This is a genomic window from Pseudomonas sp. CBZ-4, from assembly GCF_000346755.1.
Taxonomy (GTDB): domain Bacteria; phylum Pseudomonadota; class Gammaproteobacteria; order Pseudomonadales; family Pseudomonadaceae; genus Aquipseudomonas.
The window spans coordinates 1-19,651 of the sequence record NZ_ANNV01000143.1 but is presented as its reverse complement, the minus strand read 5'-3'; the positions used below and the strand labels follow the sequence as shown (position 1 = coordinate 19,651).

13 protein-coding genes and 1 pseudogene are annotated in these 19,651 nt (G+C 58.1%); 10 read left to right on the top strand and 4 right to left on the bottom strand.

The genetic code is table 11. From position 1 onward, the window contains the following. Window positions 1-163: 163 nt before the first annotated feature. The 6 genes and pseudogenes from B348_RS01000000130135 to B348_RS0119360 all read left to right on the top strand — a co-directional run. A pseudogene (locus B348_RS01000000130135) lies at window positions 164-400 on the top strand (magnesium chelatase domain-containing protein); the annotation flags it as partial. A gap of 183 nt (window positions 401-583) precedes the next feature. Beyond that, complete coding sequence (locus B348_RS0119370; RefSeq protein ID WP_026136911.1) at window positions 584-1,861, top strand: site-specific integrase; 1,278 nt, start codon at window positions 584-586, stop codon at window positions 1,859-1,861. Between the two features lie 16 nt (window positions 1,862-1,877). Further along, on the top strand, window positions 1,878-3,548 hold the full coding sequence (locus tag B348_RS1000000131605) for a tyrosine-type recombinase/integrase (protein ID WP_157356531.1): 1,671 nt from the start codon (window positions 1,878-1,880) through the stop codon (window positions 3,546-3,548). Further along, complete coding sequence (locus B348_RS1000000131600) at window positions 3,541-5,580, top strand: hypothetical protein (protein WP_157356530.1); 2,040 nt, start codon at window positions 3,541-3,543, stop codon at window positions 5,578-5,580. Before B348_RS1000000131605 ends, B348_RS1000000131600 begins: the two co-directional genes overlap by 8 nt. After that, on the top strand, window positions 5,570-5,986 hold the full coding sequence (locus B348_RS1000000131125) for a hypothetical protein (protein WP_046070067.1): 417 nt from the start codon (window positions 5,570-5,572) through the stop codon (window positions 5,984-5,986). Before B348_RS1000000131600 ends, B348_RS1000000131125 begins: the two co-directional genes overlap by 11 nt. A 126-nt stretch (window positions 5,987-6,112) precedes the next feature. Beyond that, window positions 6,113-7,393, top strand: a complete 1,281-nt coding sequence (locus B348_RS0119360) for a YifB family Mg chelatase-like AAA ATPase (RefSeq protein ID WP_017737731.1) — start codon at window positions 6,113-6,115, stop codon at window positions 7,391-7,393. Between the two features lie 10 nt (window positions 7,394-7,403). Here the strand turns inward: B348_RS0119360 and B348_RS0119355 are convergent, their stop codons facing one another. Beyond that, window positions 7,404-8,633 (bottom strand): benzoate/H(+) symporter BenE family transporter, encoded by a 1,230-nt coding sequence (locus B348_RS0119355; protein ID WP_017737730.1) that lies wholly within the window; start codon window positions 8,631-8,633, stop codon window positions 7,404-7,406. Window positions 8,634-8,738: 105 nt separating this feature from the next. On the opposite strand from B348_RS0119355, the gene B348_RS0119350 reads away from it, so the two are divergent. Next, entirely contained in the window at window positions 8,739-10,238 is a 1,500-nt protein-coding gene (locus B348_RS0119350; protein WP_017737729.1) for a PLP-dependent aminotransferase family protein, read from the top strand. A 25-nt stretch (window positions 10,239-10,263) separates the two neighbouring features. Here B348_RS0119350 and B348_RS0119345 read toward each other — a convergent pair whose 3' ends face one another. Then, entirely contained in the window at window positions 10,264-12,240 is a 1,977-nt protein-coding gene (locus B348_RS0119345; protein WP_017737728.1) for a methyl-accepting chemotaxis protein, read from the bottom strand. A gap of 180 nt (window positions 12,241-12,420) precedes the next feature. Next, a complete protein-coding gene (locus B348_RS0119340) occupies window positions 12,421-13,338 on the bottom strand; it encodes a LysR substrate-binding domain-containing protein (RefSeq protein WP_017737727.1) in 918 nt (305 codons plus the stop codon). A 152-nt stretch (window positions 13,339-13,490) separates the two neighbouring features. Here B348_RS0119340 and B348_RS0119335 point away from each other — a divergent pair, with 152 nt between their 5' ends. Then, entirely contained in the window at window positions 13,491-14,894 is a 1,404-nt protein-coding gene (locus B348_RS0119335) for a NorM family multidrug efflux MATE transporter (protein ID WP_017737726.1), read from the top strand. Between the two features lie 138 nt (window positions 14,895-15,032). Here B348_RS0119335 and B348_RS0119330 read toward each other — a convergent pair whose 3' ends face one another. Continuing rightward, window positions 15,033-16,697: a bifunctional diguanylate cyclase/phosphodiesterase gene (locus B348_RS0119330; RefSeq protein ID WP_026136910.1), complete on the bottom strand. Its 1,665-nt coding sequence runs from the start codon at window positions 16,695-16,697 to the stop codon at window positions 15,033-15,035. 255 nt (window positions 16,698-16,952) lie between these two features. Here B348_RS0119330 and rep point away from each other — a divergent pair, with 255 nt between their 5' ends. After that, window positions 16,953-18,962, top strand: coding sequence for a DNA helicase Rep (gene rep, locus B348_RS0119325; RefSeq protein WP_017737724.1), 2,010 nt, complete (start codon window positions 16,953-16,955; stop codon window positions 18,960-18,962). 57 nt (window positions 18,963-19,019) lie between these two features. Continuing rightward, on the top strand, window positions 19,020-19,592 hold the full coding sequence (locus B348_RS0119320; protein WP_010207474.1) for a xanthine phosphoribosyltransferase: 573 nt from the start codon (window positions 19,020-19,022) through the stop codon (window positions 19,590-19,592). Window positions 19,593-19,651: the final 59 nt, after the last annotated feature.

Sequence of the window (19,651 nt, the reverse complement as noted above, 5' to 3'; positions counted from 1 at the left end):
CATCTGTAACTGATAGACCGCTATCGCAGGCAAGCCAGCTCCCACATTTGCCCTGTGCTGCCTCGCGGATACGTTCTGTAAAACCTCCCCCGCCTCGCTCTTCCCCACCTCGTCTACCCTTGAAAAACCGCAGGAAGCGGCCTCTCCATTTCAAGGAACGACCATGTCCCTCGCCATTGTCCACAGCCGCGCCCAGCTCGGCGTCGAAGCCCCGGCGGTCACCGTCGAAGTGCATATGGCCAATGGTCTGCCATCACTTACCCTGGTGGGCCTGCCCGAAACCGCCGTCAAGGAAAGCAAGGACCGCGTACGCAGCGCCATCCTCAATAGCGCACTGCAATACCCATCCCGCCGCATCACTCTCAACCTCGCGCCCGCCGACCTGCCCAAGGACGGCGGGTACGGGTTAGGTGCAGCCAAGGACACGCCACAAGATAGGTGCTTGAGCCTATGGACAGAAAATCTCAGGAGTCACTGGGAAAATTTCGCTGATTCGTTATGTTGGGCTACCTGCACCGACTTTGTAGGTACGAACACACCTGTACCTGCAAGCGGATAGGATAACCTTTCGCTAGGAATGGGTATGGCAAGACTCAGAAATCTCATACACACGCAATATCGATGTTCCGTCACCGAAGAACGCGTTGACTGGTATGTCGCAGCAGGACGCTTACCGATTGAGGGCCTTCCCCAAATCATTTGGACTAATGGTGAGGCTTGGCGAGAAGTTAATCTTTGGGCGCTGCAGCGTTCGACGGAAAATGGCCTATCCCTCGATACTGTCCGCTCTAACATGAGTTCGATGCTGAGCTATGCAAACTGGCTGGAAGCTACGCAAACAACGTGGTGGGAGTTCCCTCAGCGCAAAGCTGACCGATGTCTGTTCAGATACCGAGGTTACCTGATAGCCATGCGGGATGAAGGTCAACTAGCCCCATCAACTGCATCCCAAAGAATGCGAGATGTAATCAATTTCTACCGATGGCTGTTAGCATCAGAACTTCTGTTATCTGAATGGCCTCTTTGGACAGATCAAACGATTTCTATACGAGTGCCGAATTCAGTGGGGCTCGAACGGACCATTATCGTTCAATCAAGTGAGCTATCCATAAAAAACCGCAAAGCTAATGCGCTGAGATTGGAAGACGGACTGCTACCGGTATCGGCTGACGACAGAGACATAATTCTTGAGTATGCGGCTGAGCACGCCAGTTGGGAACTATACTTATTGCTCACGCTGGGCTTTTACACGGGGATGAGACTGGGAACGCTTTGTGATTTAAAAGTGAGCTCGCTAGAACGCGCTTTTATAGACCCGGATCAATCAGGCCTTTATAAGATCGCTGTTGGACCCGGCGCATCCCCCTCAGTAGCGACTAAATTTGGGGTAACAGGGCACGTTTGGATTGTTAAAGAACATCTAAACCTCATCAGGAGTTATGTCATCAGCCCACGGCGGCAAGCACGGGTGCAGGTAGCAGATGATAAAAACAAAGAAGTAGTTTTTTTGACGCGATTTGGAAACAAATATACCAAATCGAAGAAAGAAAGAAGTAGTGCCATTAACGTAGAAATGCATAGCTTAAGAAAAAAAGCTGCAAGCGCAGGCTTAGTAGTTTTTGAAGGCTTTTACTTCCACCAAACCCGATGCACGTTTGCAACTCAGCTAGCTAGAATTTTGTTACCGATATCAGGAGCCGTCAACGCTATCGCGATCATCAAAGAAGCGCTGTTGCACAAAAACGAAGCCACATCATTGCAGTACATAAAATTCGTAGAACAATCAGCCGCGAAGGCAGCAAGCGCCAACGAATTCACTCGGAAATTCTTAGGGCTCGGAGACAAGTGCAAAAATGGCTAACCCGACTCGAGAGTTCATGTTTCGTAACGTTAAGTATGGAAAAGAGGAGACAGTCTGGGACCTTGAGCCTTTGCTGTATTTTGGCGCGTCATCCGCAAGAGCCGATGAGGTCAATGCTTCAATAGAGGCAGGAGCGTTCGGACCAAAACTATCAAATCGTATTCCTTTGGTAAAAGAATTTTATGATTTGCTGGATGCCAAAATTGAGTCCGGCCACTCAAAAAGCACAGTCAAAAAGGGAATACTAAACCTAAGGCGCCTGTATACATGGGGAGAATTACATGGCGTGGAAGTCAGTCTTGCAAACCTTGAAACTAGTTTTATAGCCTGGACAGACTCTCTTCTACATCGTAGCAGAATCGAACGGAGCATCAAATCAATTACAGCTTTTGACATGGCGGTCTCGATATCATCTTTAATAGATGGCTTATTTGAGCGAAACTCCAAAATCATTTCAAAAACTCGACTCCAGAAATCAAGGAAAGGGGATCAATACAATAATAACTCTGATAAAAATCAGATTGCTACGGCCGTCTCACTTGGACATTTCCTTGTAGATATCACAACAGCGCTCACAAAAGATAAAATCTACGGCCCTCTACCTGTTCAGATAGAAACCCGTGCTGGGCATACCCTTATTGAGTGGTCCAAACTATTACCGCCCGATCGACTTAAACTAAGTAAAACCGGCCGCAAGCCTAACAGCCGTATGAGGCAGTTGTGGACAGAGGAACATTCTTGGAGAACTAGGCACCCTCTGTTTAATTTGAGAATCGAGGCTGAGCTCTTAATATTCATTGCCCAAACCGGCATGAACTTAGCGCAAGCAAATCAATTAACAGTGGGAAGATTCACATATCAGAGCTACGAAGAAGGATACAAGGTTCGCCGCATCTACAAGAATAGACGACAAGGGGAAGTCGAATTCACGGTCTACAGCGAATACAGAATTCATTTTGAGACATATCTAAAGTGGCGCTCCGCAATTTTAGAGGAACTAAATGACGAGAGATTATTTCCACTGACTACGCCAGGGAGAAGAAGAGCACCGGACGCTTCACCTCACTTTGCGTCGATTCGAAAAAGGTGCCAACTCGCCGGGGTCACGTATGTAGGTCCCAGAGACCTGCGGAAAACGAGAGCTAACTGGCTGTTTCGCAAATTAGCAGATACTTCTGTAACCGCAGAGATGAACCAGCACGAAGACCGCACACTACTTCAAAATTACATCCGCCCGAACCATCAGATAGCAGCGTTTGAAGTCAGCCGTTTCATGGAAGCGAGCGACCCTACTAGGAAAGCTGCTGCTCCAGGGCTTTGTGTATCCGCAAGCCCCTTAGCGACTAAGACCGCTCAGTCAACCTCGCCGAGCCCAGACTGCGTCAGCCCAGCTGGTTGTCTGTTCTGCGTTCACCATAGGGACGTTAATACGCTAGATCATTTCTGGTCGCTTGCGAGCTACCGGTACTGCAAATCTGTAGAGTTATCCAGGGCAGGAAATTCAGCGTTTAAGGACCATCCAGCAGAGCAGGTAATTTTAGCAATTGACGCACGCCTATTATCTGCGTCGCGTTCTGATGACTTAGCCCGCGTAAACATAACTGAAGCAAAATTAAAAGTGGCTGAGGCCGATTACCACCCTGAATGGAGCGACTTGATAAATCTGCTAGAGGGTCAATATGAATAATCATGCCACGAAGGACTTCGGCTTAAAACTTGAAATAGAGTCGGTCAGCCCATACGCCGCGAACTTTCGACCTCCCACTTGGCCGCCCGTCCAAGATTACGCCATCGTTATAAACTCTGAGGGTCTAGTGGTAAGTCGTTACGGCGACAGCATTTGGAACTTGAGCCCTTGGGCCCAGATCACTTTGCAGATTAACTTCGGTGATGGTCCGCTTCGCAAAGGCACAGCGTCAATAACCAAATCAAATGCAGATATTCTTAGACTGATTGCTGCATGGTGGTTATATGGACCGAGAGCTGTAAGATCCCCAACCACCCTGCTTGCTCGCGTCAGGGTACTCAAACCTTTGTTCATTGCCTGCTCACGGGCAGGCATAAAGGTAACTGAGCTGACCCGTTATCCGCGAGTTTTATCAGAAATCTCAGAGAAAGGTCTGGTATCTGGTCCTGCAGCATACTCACTTCACGTCCTATATGAGTGGCGCGATAGCGTGGGCCTGGAAATTTTGCCACCTAGAGACATCGCCAAAACGGTTAAGCCGAAAACAGACGTTGGTGTAGTGCAGACGGCCTATATCCCACCAAGGATCTGGAAATATCAAGTCTCCCGGCTAAAAGAGTATCTTGACGATTTCATGAAGCACAAGACTCAAATTGAAAACCTATATAATTTCTATTTAAATATACACACCAACGGAGATTTAGGAAACCAAACCCCAAAAGAAGGAAAACTAGTAACAATACGTAGTTATGAAGGGATAAAACCTGATACGCCTAGAACATTCCACATGAAGCACTTTCACGAATACGCTGCGGAGTACGGAGTTCAAGATGTACTTACCAAATGGATCGGAAAACTAACTGGCGGCGGACGAGGGGTCATGTGCCTGACATCCTATCTAACTTTGGCAGGGCATGTCGGCATCGCCTATATTATTAATTTCTCAATGATGCGCATCAATGAAGCTTGGATGTTGCGTCAATCGTGTTTATCATGCGAAGAAGATGAAGAGTTCGGGAAAATTTATATTTTGACCGGATCTACATCTAAAACCCTTCAGGACGACAACGCCCGATGGATCACATCCTCATCCGTTGAGCTAGCTATAGAAGTATTGTCTGCAATTTCAACGCTTCGAATGAATACATTATGCTCCCTATCCCCAAACAGCATTCCCGCCAGTATAGTTGAAGATCCATGGTTAGTGTTACCAGCTGTAGAGCCTTGGTCGAACAAACAGTACTCAGGGAATCTAACTATCAGACATACGTACCCTAGCTATACCTCGTGCATCAACGACTTCCCTCGACTGTTCGACTCGGATGTAGTTGCAATAACCAGCGAAGACGTCGAGCTTTCCTTACGGGTAAGTACATATTTCCCTGAAAATAGATTTGCTGTAGGCAAGCCTTGGCCCTTTGCATGGCACCAGCTACGCCGGACAGGCGTAGTCAATATGATGTCATCATCACTAGTGTCAGACGCATCAATACAGTACCAGCTAAAGCACTCATCTCGGGCGATGTCACTGTACTATGGTCGCGGCTATTCACAAGCCAATCTCAACGAGTCGCTTCGGTCTGAATATATTTCAGCCACATATGAAGTCATGGCGAAGGAGATGAAATCGCTTATCAGCACAAGCTTCATAAGCGCGTTTGGCGAATCACATAAAATCAACTTACTTAAAGACATATCCGAGCAAACGGAACCCCAAATACAAAAGGCACTGAAGAATGGATTGATTTCACTTAGGCCGACAATATTTGGTAATTGCACCAAGACGGGTGATTGTCCTTATGGGGGCTTTGAAAATGTAATTCGATGTGGGGGTGGAGACGGCCAACCTCCCTGCTCGGAGGGAATTATTGATATACGAAAAAAGAAGGCTGTCGAGAGGATGAGGTCCCTCACCCTAAATCGATATACATCGGCCCCTGCAGATTCACCGTTGAGAGTTTCTTTGGGAATGCAAATTCTGGCTTTAGACAATATCAGTGACTTGATTAACGGAGCAACAAATGAGTGCTGAAGATAATTTCAGAAGAGCTTTTGATCGATTAAAAGCAGGTATGCCAATCACTATTTCTAAAAATTCGCTAGTCTCACAGAACAATGTGGCTAGAGAAGCTGGATGCGACCCATCAGCACTTAAGAAATCTCGACATCCCGCTTTGATTTCTGAGATTCAAGAGTGGGCAAAGCAGCATGGCCCGGTAAAAGTCAGTTCCGAACGCGCTCGCTCAAAGCCGCGTCGGCCAGAGCACAGGGACCTACGTAATGAAATCGAAATGCTTAAGATGGAGCGCGACTCAGCTCTCTCTCGCTTGGTGGAGGCTGACGCCAAAATCTTTGACTTGACCATAGAAAACAAGCGCCTCCATGCTCAGCGAAAGGCTCCCAACGTCACGGTCCTGAGAGAGAGAAGAGATACCTAGGGCAGCATGGACATTTGCTTCAAAAGCATTCTGAAAACATCGGTCCGTATGGACAGTAGTTGTATTCACTGCCAACGCCCGGTTTTTAGTGCTTTAGCGCTAGTGTCCATACCCCCTACCTAGCCGTTGAGCCGCCGTTTTGATCTGGCGATAGCCCTGGGCATCCTGGCCGCCAGTGTGCAGGTGCCGGCGCTGATGCTCGATGAAGTGGAATGCCTGGGCGAACTGGCGCTGTCCGGCGAGGTGCGCGCGGTGAAAGGTGTGCTGCCCGCAGCATTGGCGGCACGCAAGGCCGGGCGCACCGTGATAGTGCCCAGGGCGAATGCCGAGGAAGCGTGCCTGGCGTCGGGCTTGAAGGTGATTGCGGTGGATCACCTGTTGCAGGTCGTGGCGTACCTGAACGGGCACCAACCGATTGAACCCTACAAGTCCGATGGCTTGTTGTACTTGAACAAGCCATACCCGGACTTGAGCGAAGTTCAGGGCCAATTGGCTGCCAAGCGCGCGCTGTTGATTGCGGCAGCGGGCGCCCACAACCTGCTGTTCAGCGGGCCGCCCGGCACCGGCAAGACCTTGCTCGCCAGCCGCCTGCCCGGCTTGTTGCCGCCACTGAGCGAGCAGGAAGCGTTGGAAGTGGCGGCGATTCAATCCGTGGTCAGCCTGGCGCCCCTGAGCCATTGGCCGCACCGACCATTTCGTCAGCCGCACCATTCGGCGTCGGGCCCGGCCTTGGTGGGCGGCGGATCAAAGCCGCAGCCGGGGGAAATCACCCTGGCCCATCACGGCGTTTTGTTTCTGGATGAGTTGCCAGAGTTTGATCGCAAGGTGCTGGAGGTTCTGCGCGAGCCCTTGGAATCGGGGCACATCGTCATTTCCCGCGCCCGCGACCGGGTGAGCTTCCCCGCGCGCTTTCAATTGGTGGCCGCGATGAACCCCTGCCCCTGTGGCTACATGGGCGAACACAGCGGGCGCTGTCGCTGTACGCCGGAGCAGGTCCAACGCTATCGCAACAGACTCTCGGGGCCGTTGCTGGACCGCATCGACCTGCACCTGACCGTCGCCCGGGAGACCACCGCATTGACCCCGGCGCCGCAAACCGGCGACAACACGGCCACCGCGTCAGCGCTGGTGGCACAGGCCCGGGAGCGCCAGCAAAATCGCCAGGGCTGCGCCAATGCGTTCCTGGATTTGCCCGGGCTGCGCCAGCATTGCGCGCTGTCCAAGCCCGATGAAGCCTGGCTGGAAAGCGCGTGCGAGCGGCTGACCCTGTCCCTGCGTGCCGCGCACCGGCTGCTGAAAGTCGCGCGCACCCTGGCGGACCTGGAGCACACACAGACGATCGGTCGCCAACACATTGCCGAAGCCCTGCAATACCGACCAGCAGCGTGCAGCCAGGCTGATCACTGATAGGCGAGCCTTATTGCGTGGTGCCCTTGATCGAATCGTCTGCTGCCGTCCTTCTCCTTGGCAGGCGGCCATTGAGCAGCGCATACGCCGCCAGTCCGATCAACAGCCCCCAAAACGCCCCGCCTATGCCCAACAGGGTGATATTGGCGGCGCACGCCAGAAAGGTAATCAGCGATGCTTCACGGGATTTGGCATCAGCCATGGCGCTGGCCAGGCTGGCGCCGATGGTGCCGAGCAGGGCCAAGCCGGCCAGCGTCGTAATGAAGGTGGCCGGGAACGCCATGAACACCGCAGCCAACGTCACCCCGAAAACACCGATGAGGATGTAGAACACACCTGCGGCAACCCCCGCGATCCAACGTTTGGACGCGTCCTGCGAGGCTTCCTTGCCGGTACAGATGGCGGCGGTGATGGCCGCCACGTTGAACGCGTGGGAGCCAAAGGGCGCCATTAACAGCGAGCCCAACCCCGTTACCGTGAGGATCGGGTTGGCGCTGATCCTGAAACCGTCGTTGCGCAGCACCAGCATGCCCGGCATGTACTGCCCCGTCAGCGTGATCAGAAACAGCGGCAGTGCCACGCTGAGCAGCGCGTTGAGCGAAAACTCAGGCGGGGTGAACACCGGCGCCGCCCATTGCAGCGAGAGCCCCGAAAGGTCCACACGTTCCTGGGTCAACAGAAACGCCAGCCCCAGCACCAGAATGCCCACGACGGCATAACGCGCGGTAAACCGCTTGAGCAGGATGTAGGCGGCGATCAGCAACCCGACCAACACGGGATCGAGGCTCATGCCCGCAAACGCGCCCACACCGAACGGCAGCAGGATACCGGCGAGCAGCGCGGCAGCGATGCCTGGCGGAATCAAGCGGATGAGTTTTTCGAAACAGCCCGACAACCCCAGCAACACAAAGGCAGCAGCTGACAGCATGTACGCACCGACCGCCTCGGCGTAGGGCGTCGTGGCCAGCGCAACCACCAGAAACGCCGCCGCAGGCGTCGACCACGCGGTAATGATCGGCTGGCGGTTTGCCCAACTCAGATACAACCCGGTGACGCCAACGCCAATCGACACCGACCACACCCACGACGCCGTCAGCTCAGGACTGAGCCCCGCAACCCTGGCCGCCTGGAACACCAGGATAAAGGTGCCGCCATAATTGACGATCACCGAAATGAGGCCGGCAATCACCGGGTGGAACAGGTCGCGCCAACGCAGCGGCGACGATAGCGGAGAGGACATGGGGCATTGCTCCTTGCGGTGGATAGCTGATAGCAGCAAGCGTTAAAGTCTACGGACAGACTGGCCTGCCACTACCGGCCAATTCATCAGGGATGAGCAGACCGCATGGCAAAAACATTCGAGCTGGAAACGCTGCAGATACGGCTCAATGACGCTGAATTCCACCTGCTGGACCTGCATCTGCGCATCCAGCGCGCATTGCGGGCGCTGATCCTCGACGGCGCACTCGCGCCCGGCCTGAAGCTGCCGGCAACGCGGGTGCTGGCCGCATCACTGGGGCTTGCCCGCGACACGGTGGAAAACGCCTACATCCAGTTACACCGCGATGGCTTCATCGTGCGGCGCGCAGGCTCTGGCAGTTATGTGTGCGACGCCATCGGCACAGAATTGCGCGGTGCCTCACGCCGACGCAGCAAGGCCGAAGCCGTCAAAAGCAGCGAGGCTGCGAACGGAGCAGGCTTGAGTCGGCGCGGCAGGATGATCCTCGACAGCGGCGGCGTGAACGATCAACAGGTCAGCAAGGCGTTTGCCACCGGACTGCCGGAAACCCGGACATTTGCGACGGACGTCTGGGAGCGCCTGCAACGCCAGGTGCTGAAGGACCATCGCAGCAACGTGCTGTTGCACGGCGACCCGCAAGGGGCTGAGCCGCTGCGTAAAGCCATCGCCACCTACTTGAATCTGGAGCGTGGGGCGCAATGCTCGCCTGACCAGGTCCTGGTGCTGAGCAGCACGCGCCAGGCGCTATTCCTCTGCGCACAGTTGCTGGTGGACGTCGGCCAACCGATCCTGCTGGAAAACCCGGGGTACTTCGGCGCGAAAAAGGCGTTTGAAACCGCCGAGGCCAAGGCTGTGCCGATCGATGTGGATGAACAGGGCATCCGCACCGACCTGCTGCACGCCGACCGCAGCGGCGCCCCGTGCGTGTATGTGACGCCCTCCCACCAATACCCGACCGGCGCCACGTTAGCCCTGGAACGGCGTCTTGAGTTGATCAACTGGGCAGCGGAACACGGCAAGTGGATCATCGAGGATGACTATGACAGCGAGTTTCACTACCAAGGCAAGCCCACCGCCTGCGTGCAGGGCCTGGACAAGTACCGCCGCACGCTCTACATCGGCACTTTCAGCAAGACCCTCTACCCCGGCCTGCGCATGGGCTACATGGTGCTGCCCGCCGAACTGGTCAAAGCCTTCACCTATGCCCGCAGCATGATGGACGGCCACACCCCGCAGATCCTGCAACTGACGCTGGCGCGCTTTATGGAAGACGGGCATTACAACGCCCACGTACGGGCCATGCGCAAACTCTACGGCGCACGCCAAGCGATCATGTTGGAGGCTATCGACAAGCACCTGCACGCTGTGGTGACAGCCTGTCGCCCGCCGGGCGGGCTGCAAATCCCGTGCTTGTTGCACGAAGGCTGGTCGGAAGAAACCACCATTCGCCAAGCCGCCAGCGCGGGTGTGCAGTTGCCGGGTCTCAGCCGGTTGTATGCCGGCGCGGAAAAAAAGCAGGGCTGGCTGCTGGGCTATTCATCCTTGAACGCCCATGAAATCGAAACCGCCATGGTGCGCTTGGCCGGTGCGCTGAAAAAACCATAAGGAACCGGACGCGCCTCGTTTGCCGTCAACGGAAGCGGTCGACCTCTTGGCGCAAGCCTGCCGCCAACGTCTCCAGTTCCTTGGCCGTAATCGCCAGGTTCGACACCACTTCGCGCTGCTCGCTGTTGGCCAGCGCAATGCTCTGCAAGTTGCTGCTGAGCAACGTCGCGGTGCTGCTCTGTTCCTGGGTCGCCGTGGTAATCGCGGCAAACTGCTGCCCCGCCGAGCGGCTTTGCTCGTCGATACGTGCCAGGGCCGAGGCCACGTCGGCGTTGCGCGACAAGCCTTCCTGCATCAGCACATTGCCGTGTTCCATGGTGGTGATGGCGTTGCCGGTTTCCTGCTGGATGCTCTGGATCATCGCGGAAATCTCGTCGGTGGCCTCGCGGGTACGCGACGCCAGGTTGCGCACCTCATCGGCGACCACGGCAAACCCACGGCCCTGCTCACCGGCGCGGGCGGCTTCGATGGCGGCGTTGAGTGCCAGCAGGTTGGTCTGGTCGGCGATGGAGGTGATCGTGCCGACAATCCCGCCGATCTCCTGGGAACGCTGGCCAAGGGTGTTGATCACGGTGGCCGTGCTGTTCAGCGCGGTGGCGATATGTTCCAGGGACGACGAGGCCTCTTGCATCGAGTTGCGGCCGATGCGCGTCTGCTGGGCGTTTTCCTGGGCGAGGCGCTCGGTGTTGCCCATGTTGTCGGCAATGTTCAGCGAAGTGGCGCTGAACTCTTCCACGGCGCCGGCCATGCTGGTGATCTCGCCAGACTGCTGCTCCATGCCTTCATAGGCACCGCCGGACAACCCGGACAGCGCCTGCGCCCGGCTGTTGACCTCTTCGGCCGCCTTGCGGATATGCGAGACCATGGTCGACAACGCTTCGCCCATCTGGTTGAAGCTGCGCGCCAGTTGGCCGATTTCGTCATGGCTGGACACGTTCAAGCGCGCGCTCAGATCACCAGCACCCAAGGCCTCGGCCTGGCGCACCAGGTCGCTCAACGGCTGCAATTTGCTGCGCAGCAGCCAGACGGCCGCACCGACCGCCAGCAGCATCGCCAACACGCTGCCGATCACCAGACGAATGCCTACGGCCCAGGTAACTGCGCGGATTTCAGCCTTCGGCATGCTTGCCACCACCGACCACGGGCCGCCCTCGAACGGCACCGCGACGCTGTAGAAGTCTTCGTTCTTGTCGCTCCAGAAGCGTCCGGCACCCGGCTGTTTCGCCAGGTCGAGGATCACCGGAACCGCTTGGTCCAGCGCCTGCACGCCTGCCGGTGGCACCAGCCACTTCTTCTGCTCATCGAGCAAGGCCAGGGAGCCGGTCTGGCCGATGCGGAAGCGCTTGAGGTTGTCGAACTGGGCGTTCTGCGCGTCGGTGTAATCGAAGCCTACAAACAGCACGGCGATGACTTTTCCTGCACTGTCGCGTACCGGCGTGTACTGGGTCATGCAGGAACGTTCGAACAACACCGCACGGCCGACATAGCTCTGCCCGGCCAGCAAGCGTTGATAGGCCGGATGCTGGTGATCCAGCGCCGTGCCGATGGCGCGGCTGCCATCCTGCTTGGTCAGGGAGGTGCTGACGCGGATAAAGTCCTCGCCGTTGCGCACAAACACCGTGGCCACGCCGCCCGAGGTGTCCTTGAACTCATCGACTTCGGCGAAATCGTTGTTCAACAGGTCGCTGCCCAGGAACAGGCTCGGGGTCTGTACGCCGGCCACAGTCACTGGCTGGTCGGCACGCACACTCAAACCGGCGCCGAAGCGCTTTTCGAACAGCCCGCTCAAACGCTGGGTGCTTTCGCGCAAGGTGCTGTGGAAGGTATTGAGTTGGTCGGCGAGCAGGCGTGCTTCGCTGGCCAGGTGCTCCTCGCGGGTTTCGAGGTTGGCAGAGTCGAGGGAACGCAAGGCAAACACGGTGCTGCCGCTGATGACAACAGCCAGAATCACGGCGAGTGCGAGGCCCAGCTGGGAGGCAATCCGAGCGCGAGGTTGAGACATGACAGCTCCTGGCCGAGGCCAGGATCATCCTGATCTCATAGCGCTGCTCGGCAATTTATCTAGTGGGAAGCGTTGGGGCACGATGGTTCCAACACACCTACTTCGGCGTGCCAGGGCAATACTTGAGCGATTCACAGGGTTATCGCGCAAACGATTGCATGAACGGTGCGCAACGCGTCATTACAGGCGCTCGACCTGGGGCAATTCCATGGCCTTGACCTCGCTTTGCAGGAAGTCCGCCAGGCGCCGCAGCCGCTCACCGCCGGGGCGGGTTTTCGGCCACACCAGGTAGTAACTTTCCCCACTGGCCACGGCGGTGGGCCACGGCAGGCTCAGGCGCCCCTGGGCCACGTCTTCGGCGACCATCAACAAATCCCCCATGGACACGCCGTAGCCCCGCGCGGCGGCAATCATGCCCAGTTCAAGGGTGTCGAACACCTGCCCGCCCTTGAGCGAGACCTGCGAAGACAAGCCCATGCGCCCCAGCCAACTGCGCCAGTCGCGGCGGTCGGGCGTGGGATGCAGCAACTCGGCCGTCGCCAGGCGCGCCGCATCCCACGGACCCTCGTCCAGCAGGTTCGGCGCGCCGACCGGGATCAGCAACTCTGGATAGAGGTAGCACGCGTCCCAATCCGCCGGGAAATGCCCGTAGCTCAACAACACTGCGCAGTCGAAAGGCTCCTGGTTGAAGTCCACTTCATCCACGTTCATCCACGCGCTGGTCAGTTGCACTTCGTTGCCCGGCTGCAAGGCGCGGAAACGGCTGAGCCGCGCCAGCAGCCAGCGCATGGTCAGGGTCGAAGGTGCTTTCATGCGCAGGATGTCATCTTCGGCGTTCAAGGTATGGCAGGCGCGCTCCAGTGCCGCAAACCCTTCACGCACGCCGGGCAACAACAGGCGCGCGGCCTCCGTGAGCTGCAAGGTGCGGCCGCTGCGCTGGAACAGGCGGCAGGCGAAATGATCCTCAAGGGTGCGGATATGCCGGCTCACCGCACTTTGCGTAATCGACAGTTCCTCCGCCGCACGGGTGAAGGAGTTGTGCCGGGAGGCGGCTTCGAAGGCCCGCAGGGCGTAAAGAGGAGGAAGACGACGGGACATGAGGAAAGCTCCGACAGCAGGATGACGAAACCCTACCAGAATCAATCAGGCATGAGTTTTAATCATGCGAACGATCGCTTTTATCCCTTTGTGCAATCGGCCGAGAGCGCCGAGAATCAACCCTTCCACAACCCTCTGACTATTTGAGCGTGATGATCATGCAGCATCCAGCACGTACCGAACTCTGGGCCATTCTGCGGCTGTCGGGGCCGTTGATTGCCTCACAGTTGGCGCACATGCTGATGGTGCTGACCGACACCCTGATGATGGCGCGCCTGAGCCCCGAAGCCCTGGCCGGCGGCGGCCTGGGCGCGGCCAGCTATTCGTTCGTGGCGATTTTCTGCATCGGCGTGATTGCCGCCGTGGGCACCCTGGTGGCGATTCGTCACGGCGCGGGCGATATCGAAGGCGCCACCCGCCTGACCCAGGCCGGGCTGTGGCTCGCCATGCTGATGGCCCTGGCGGCGGCATTGTTGCTGTGGAACCTCAGGCCCGTGCTGCTGATGTTTGGCCAGACCGAAACCAACGTGCAGGCGGCGGGGCAATTCCTCACGATCCTGCCCTTCGCCCTGCCCGGCTACCTGAGTTTCATGGCCTTGCGCGGCTTCACCAGCGCCATCGGCAAAGCCACGCCGGTGATGGTCATCAGCCTGTGCGGCACGGTGATCAACTACCTGCTCAACCATGCCTTGATCGAGGGCATGTTCGGCCTGCCGAAACTGGGCTTGATGGGCATCGGCCTGGTCACGGCCATCGTCGCCAACGGCATGGCCCTGGCGCTGATGTGGTACATCCGCAGCAACCGCGCGTATGCCGCTTACCCGCTGGGCACGGGCCTGCTGCGCCTCAACACTACATATCTGCGCGAGCTGTGGCGCCTGGGCCTGCCGATTGGCGGCACCTATGCGGTCGAAGTCGGGTTGTTCGCCTTCGCGGCGCTATGCATGGGCACCATGGGCAGCACGCAGTTGGCGGCGCATCAGATTGCCCTGCAGATTGTCTCGGTGGCGTTCATGGTGCCGGCGGGGATGTCCTACGCGGTGACCATGCGCATTGGCCAGCACTACGGCGCCGGGCAGTTGCTGCAGGCGCGCCTGGCTGGCCGGGTCGGCATCGGTTTTGGAGCAACGGTGATGCTCGGGTTTGCCGCCGTGTTCTGGTTGTTGTCCGATCCGCTGATCGGGCTGTTCCTTGACCACAATGACCCGGCGTTCCACGACGTGATTGTGCTGGCCGTCAGCCTGTTGGCCGTGGCGGCATGGTTTGAATTGTTCGACGGGGTGCAGACCATCGCCATGGGTTGTATCCGTGGGTTGAAGGACGCCAAGACCACCTTCCTGGTGGGCCTGGGTTGCTACTGGCTGATCGGTGCGCCGGCGGCGTGGCTGATGGCGTTCACCCTGGGCTGGGGGCCGACCGGCGTGTGGTGGGGCCTGGCGCTGGGGCTGGCGTGTGCGGCGGTGAGCCTGACGTGGGCGTTTGAGGCGAAGATGAAGCGGATGATTCGGCGGGAGCCGCAGGTACATCCGCAATTCCAGGCTGCGCTACCGGACTAGAAAATGTACGCGGTCAATGTGGGAGCTGGCTTGCCTGCGATGCTGACAACTCGGTCTTCCAGCAAAACCGCGGTGATTCAATCGCAGGCAAGCCAGCTCCCACACAAGCCAGCTCCCACAGTTAACCGGGTTTGCAGTTCAGCCAAGCAGTGCTTCCCGGCCTTTGCCATAGGTGAGGTACTCCACCAGTTCCGGCAACGGCAACGGCTTGCTGATCAGATACCCCTGGGCCTGGTCACACCCAAACAACCGCAACAACGCCAGCTGCTCAGGGGTTTCCACACCCTCGGCCACCACTTCCAGGTTGAGGTTGTGGGCCAGGTTGATCATCGCGTGCACCAGCTTGCGGTTCTCTTCGCGCTCTTCCATGCCGCCGACAAAGCTCTTGTCGATCTTCAACAAGGCAATGGGCAGGCTGTTGAGGTGCACGAACGATGAGAAACCGGTGCCGAAGTCATCCAGGGAAAAGCGCACGCCGAGGCGGCCGAGGGCGTCCATGGTCTGCTTGACCAGGTCGCTGCGGCGCATCACGGCGGTTTCCGTCAGCTCGAATTCCAGCCATTGCGCTTCCACGCCACGTTCGGCAATCAGCCGGCTGAGGGTGGACAGCAACTGGCTGTCCTGGAACTGGCGGAACGACAGGTTGACCGCCATGTGCAGCGGCGGCAGGCCGCGTTCGCGCAAGTCCTGCATGTCGCGCAGGGCGCGGGAGATCACCCAGTAGCCCAGCGGCACGATCAGGCCGCTTTGCTCGGCCAGAGGCACGAACTCGCTGGGCGGCAGCAGGCCACGTTCGCCGTGGCGCCAGCGCACCAGGGCTTCGAGGCCGACGATATGCCCGTCGTCCAGGTCCAGGCGCGGCTGGTAGTGCAGCTCCAGCTCATCGCGACGCAAGGCCCGGCGCAGTTCACTTTCCAGGTCGGCCAGGCTGCGCGCGTTGCGGTTGATGCGTTCGTTGAAGATATGAAAGGTGCAGCCCTGGGTGCTTTTGGCTTGCTGCATGGCGATATGCGCGTGCCACATCAGCGGGTCGGCGCCAGCGCTGGCACGGGCGTGGGCCACGCCCAGGCTGCAACCGATCAGCAGGCTTTCGCCATCCACCCAATAAGGTTCGGCCATGACTTCGGTGATGCGCTCGGCCATCCACTCGGCGCGCTGGGGCGCACGGCGGGTGTCGATCAGCAGGGCGAATTCATCGCTGCCCAGGCGCGCCAGTTGATCGCCGGCCTCCAGCTGGCTCTTGAGCCGCGAGACCACTTGCAGGATCAACCGGTCGCCGGCCTGGTGGCCGAGGGCGTCGTTGGCGTGGCGGAAGTTGTCGAGGTCCAGGTGACCGAGGGCCAGGCCGCGCCCTTCGTTTTCGGCCAGCCGCGCCGCCAGCAGGGTCTGGAAACCCTGGCGGTTGGCGATACCGGTGAGCGGGTCCTGTTCGGCCAGGCGTTGCAGGGTGGTTTCCAACACACCGCGTTCGCGCACATGGCGCAGGCAGCGGCGCAGGGTGTCGGCGTCCAAGGCGCTCTGCACCAGCCAGTCGCTGACGCCCAGCGGCGAGACCAGCGGTTCCTGCTCCAGCAGCAATACGCACGGCAAGCTACATCGGCCAGGGCCGGGTTGCAGGCCTGGCGTGGTCAATAGCACGGCACCGTGGTCGTCATCGAACAGACGACTTACGGAGTCCCAATTTGGTGCACTGATCAGCACAGCCCCATCGCCCATCGGCGCCAGGCACTCGCGCAACAACGCTGCCCACGCGGGCTCATCGGCCAGCAGCAGCAAACGCAAGGGTTCGACAGGCGTAGACAAGCTAGCTCCCTAGACTCTGCAAGAATTCGTTGGCGGCGGGCATTATGACGTGCGGCCTGATAATCACCAATGATAGGGGTTATCAAACACGCAGGTTGTAAACATTAGTCTCAATTGCCCTGACATCCTGCGGCAAAGTAGCAAAACCGGCAAATTTAGATCGAGTGGTACGTCACACTGTCGTTCTGACAGAGCAGAATCCTGCCAGCCTGTTAAAATGCCCGCCCTTTTGAATAACGACTCCTGAAATTCTGTATGTCCCGACTCAATCCCCGGCAGCAAGAAGCCGTGAACTACGTCGGCGGCCCTCTATTGGTGCTCGCCGGTGCTGGCTCCGGCAAGACCAGCGTGATCACCCGCAAGATCGCGCACCTGATCCAGAACTGCGGCATCCGCGCCCAGTACATCGTCGCCATGACCTTTACCAACAAGGCGGCGCGGGAAATGAAAGAGCGCGTCGGCACCCTGCTCAAGGGTGGCGAAGGCCGTGGCCTCACCGTGTGTACCTTCCACAACCTGGGCCTGAACATCATCCGCAAGGAACATGCTCGCCTTGGCTACAAGCCCGGTTTCTCGATCTTCGACGAGACCGATGTGAAGTCGCTGATGACTGACATCATGCAGAAGGAATACGCAGGCGACGACGGCGTGGACGAGATCAAGAACATGATCGGCGCCTGGAAAAACGACCTGATCCTGCCGCCCCAGGCCCTGGAAAACGCACGCAACCCCAAGGAACAGACCGCCGCCATCGTCTACACCCACTACCAGCGCACGCTCAAGGCGTTCAACGCGGTGGACTTCGACGACCTGATCCTGCTGCCCGTGAAGCTGTTCGAGGAACACGCCGACATCCTCGAAAAATGGCAGAACAAGGTGCGCTACCTGCTGGTGGACGAATACCAGGACACCAACGCCAGCCAGTACCTGCTGGTGAAAATGCTCATCGGCAAGCGCAACCAGTTCACCGTGGTGGGCGACGACGACCAATCGATCTACGCCTGGCGCGGTGCGCGCCCGGAAAACCTGATGCTGCTCAAGGACGACTACCCGTCCCTGAAAGTGGTGATGCTGGAGCAGAACTACCGCTCCACCAGCCGCATCCTGCGCTGCGCCAACGTGCTGATCTCGAACAACCCCCACGAGTTTGAAAAACAACTGTGGAGTGAGATGGGCCACGGCGACGAGATCCGCGTGATCCGCTGCCGTAACGAAGACGCCGAAGCCGAGCGCGTGGCCGTCGAGTTGTTGACCTTGCACCTGCGCACCGACCGGCCCTACAGCGACTTTGCGATCCTGTATCGCGGCAACTACCAGGCCAAGCTGATCGAGCTGAAGCTGCAGCATCACCAGATTCCGTATCGCCTGTCGGGCGGCAACAGCTTTTTCGGACGCCAGGAAGTGAAAGACCTGATGGCCTACTTCCGGCTGATCGTGAACCCGGACGACGACAACGCCTTCCTGCGCGTGATCAACGTGCCGCGCCGCGAGATCGGTTCCACCACCCTGGAAAAGCTCGGCAACTATGCGACCGAACGCAAGATCTCGATGTACGCCGCCACCGACGAAATCGGCCTGGGCGAACACCTGGACACCCGTTTCACCGACCGCCTGTCGCGCTTCAAGCGCTTCATGGACAAGGTCCGCGAACAGTGCGCCGGCGAAGACCCGATCAGCGCCCTGCGCAGCATGGTCATGGACATCGACTATGAAAACTGGCTGCGCACCAACAGTTCCAGCGACAAGGCCGCGGATTACCGCATGGGCAACGTCTGGTTCCTGATCGAAGCGCTGAAGAACACCCTGGAAAAAGACGAAGACGGCGAGATGACCGTCGAAGACGCCATCGGCAAGCTGGTGCTGCGCGACATGCTGGAGCGCCAGCAGGAAGAGGAAGACGGCGCCGAAGGTGTGCAGATGATGACCTTGCATGCGTCCAAGGGCCTGGAATTTCCCTACGTGTTCATCATGGGCATGGAAGAGGAAATCCTCCCACACCGCTCCAGTATCGAAGCTGACACCATCGAAGAAGAACGCCGACTGGCCTACGTGGGCATTACCCGCGCTCGCCAGACCCTGGCCTTCACCTTTGCCGCCAAGCGCAAGCAATACGGCGAAATCATCGATTGTGCCCCCAGCCGGTTCCTCGACGAACTGCCGCCGGACGACCTGGCCTGGGAAGGCAATGACGACACCCCGACCGAGGTGAAGGCCGTTCGCGGCAACACCGCCTTGGCGGACATACGCGCGATGTTAAAGCGCTAGAATCGACTACTTTTTAATCTACTTTCGGCGCGCATTGCGTCAACAGAGGAAGCTTTCGTGGAAGCACTGCACAAGAAAATTCGCGAAGAAGGCATCGTGCTTTCCGATCAGGTACTCAAGGTCGACGCCTTTCTGAACCACCAGATCGATCCGGCGCTGATGAAACTGATCGGCGACGAATTCGCTGCGCTGTTCAAGGATTCGGGCATCACCAAGATCGTCACCATCGAAGCCTCGGGCATTGCGCCGGCGATCATGACCGGCCTGAACCTGGGCGTACCGGTGATTTTCGCGCGCAAGCAGCAGTCCCTGACGCTGACGGAAAACCTGCTGTCGGCGACGGTTTACTCCTTCACCAAGAAGGTCGAAAGCACTGTGGCGATCTCCCCGCGCCACCTGACCAGCAGCGACCGCGTGCTGGTGATCGATGACTTCCTGGCCAACGGCAAGGCGTCCCAGGCGCTGATTTCGATCATCAAGCAGGCCGGCGCGACCGTTGCCGGCTTGGGGATCGTGATCGAGAAGTCGTTCCAGGGTGGCCGTGCGGAGCTGGATGCGCAGGGGTATCGGGTTGAGTCGCTGGCGCGGGTGAAGTCGCTGGCGGGTGGTGTCGTGACCTTTATCGAGTAAGGGCACGGTTAAAAATGTGGGAGCTGGCTTGCCTGCGATAGCGGTGGTACAGCGACATT

Bases quoted from the DNA above. Each gene is read 5' to 3' on its own strand.
- B348_RS0119370 (WP_026136911.1), top strand. From the start codon at position 584: ATGGCAAGACTCAGAAATCTCATACACACGCAATATCGATGTTCCGTC.
- B348_RS1000000131605 (WP_157356531.1), top strand. From the start codon at position 1,878: ATGTTTCGTAACGTTAAGTATGGAAAAGAGGAGACAGTCTGGGACCTT.
- B348_RS1000000131600 (WP_157356530.1), top strand. From the start codon at position 3,541: ATGAATAATCATGCCACGAAGGACTTCGGCTTAAAACTTGAAATAGAG.
- B348_RS1000000131125 (WP_046070067.1), top strand. From the start codon at position 5,570: ATGAGTGCTGAAGATAATTTCAGAAGAGCTTTTGATCGATTAAAAGCA.
- B348_RS0119355 (WP_017737730.1), bottom strand. From the start codon at position 8,633: ATGTCCTCTCCGCTATCGTCGCCGCTGCGTTGGCGCGACCTGTTCCAC.
- B348_RS0119350 (WP_017737729.1), top strand. From the start codon at position 8,739: ATGGCAAAAACATTCGAGCTGGAAACGCTGCAGATACGGCTCAATGAC.
- B348_RS0119345 (WP_017737728.1), bottom strand. From the start codon at position 12,240: ATGTCTCAACCTCGCGCTCGGATTGCCTCCCAGCTGGGCCTCGCACTC.
- B348_RS0119340 (WP_017737727.1), bottom strand. From the start codon at position 13,338: ATGTCCCGTCGTCTTCCTCCTCTTTACGCCCTGCGGGCCTTCGAAGCC.
- B348_RS0119335 (WP_017737726.1), top strand. From the start codon at position 13,491: ATGATCATGCAGCATCCAGCACGTACCGAACTCTGGGCCATTCTGCGG.
- rep (WP_017737724.1), top strand. From the start codon at position 16,953: ATGTCCCGACTCAATCCCCGGCAGCAAGAAGCCGTGAACTACGTCGGC.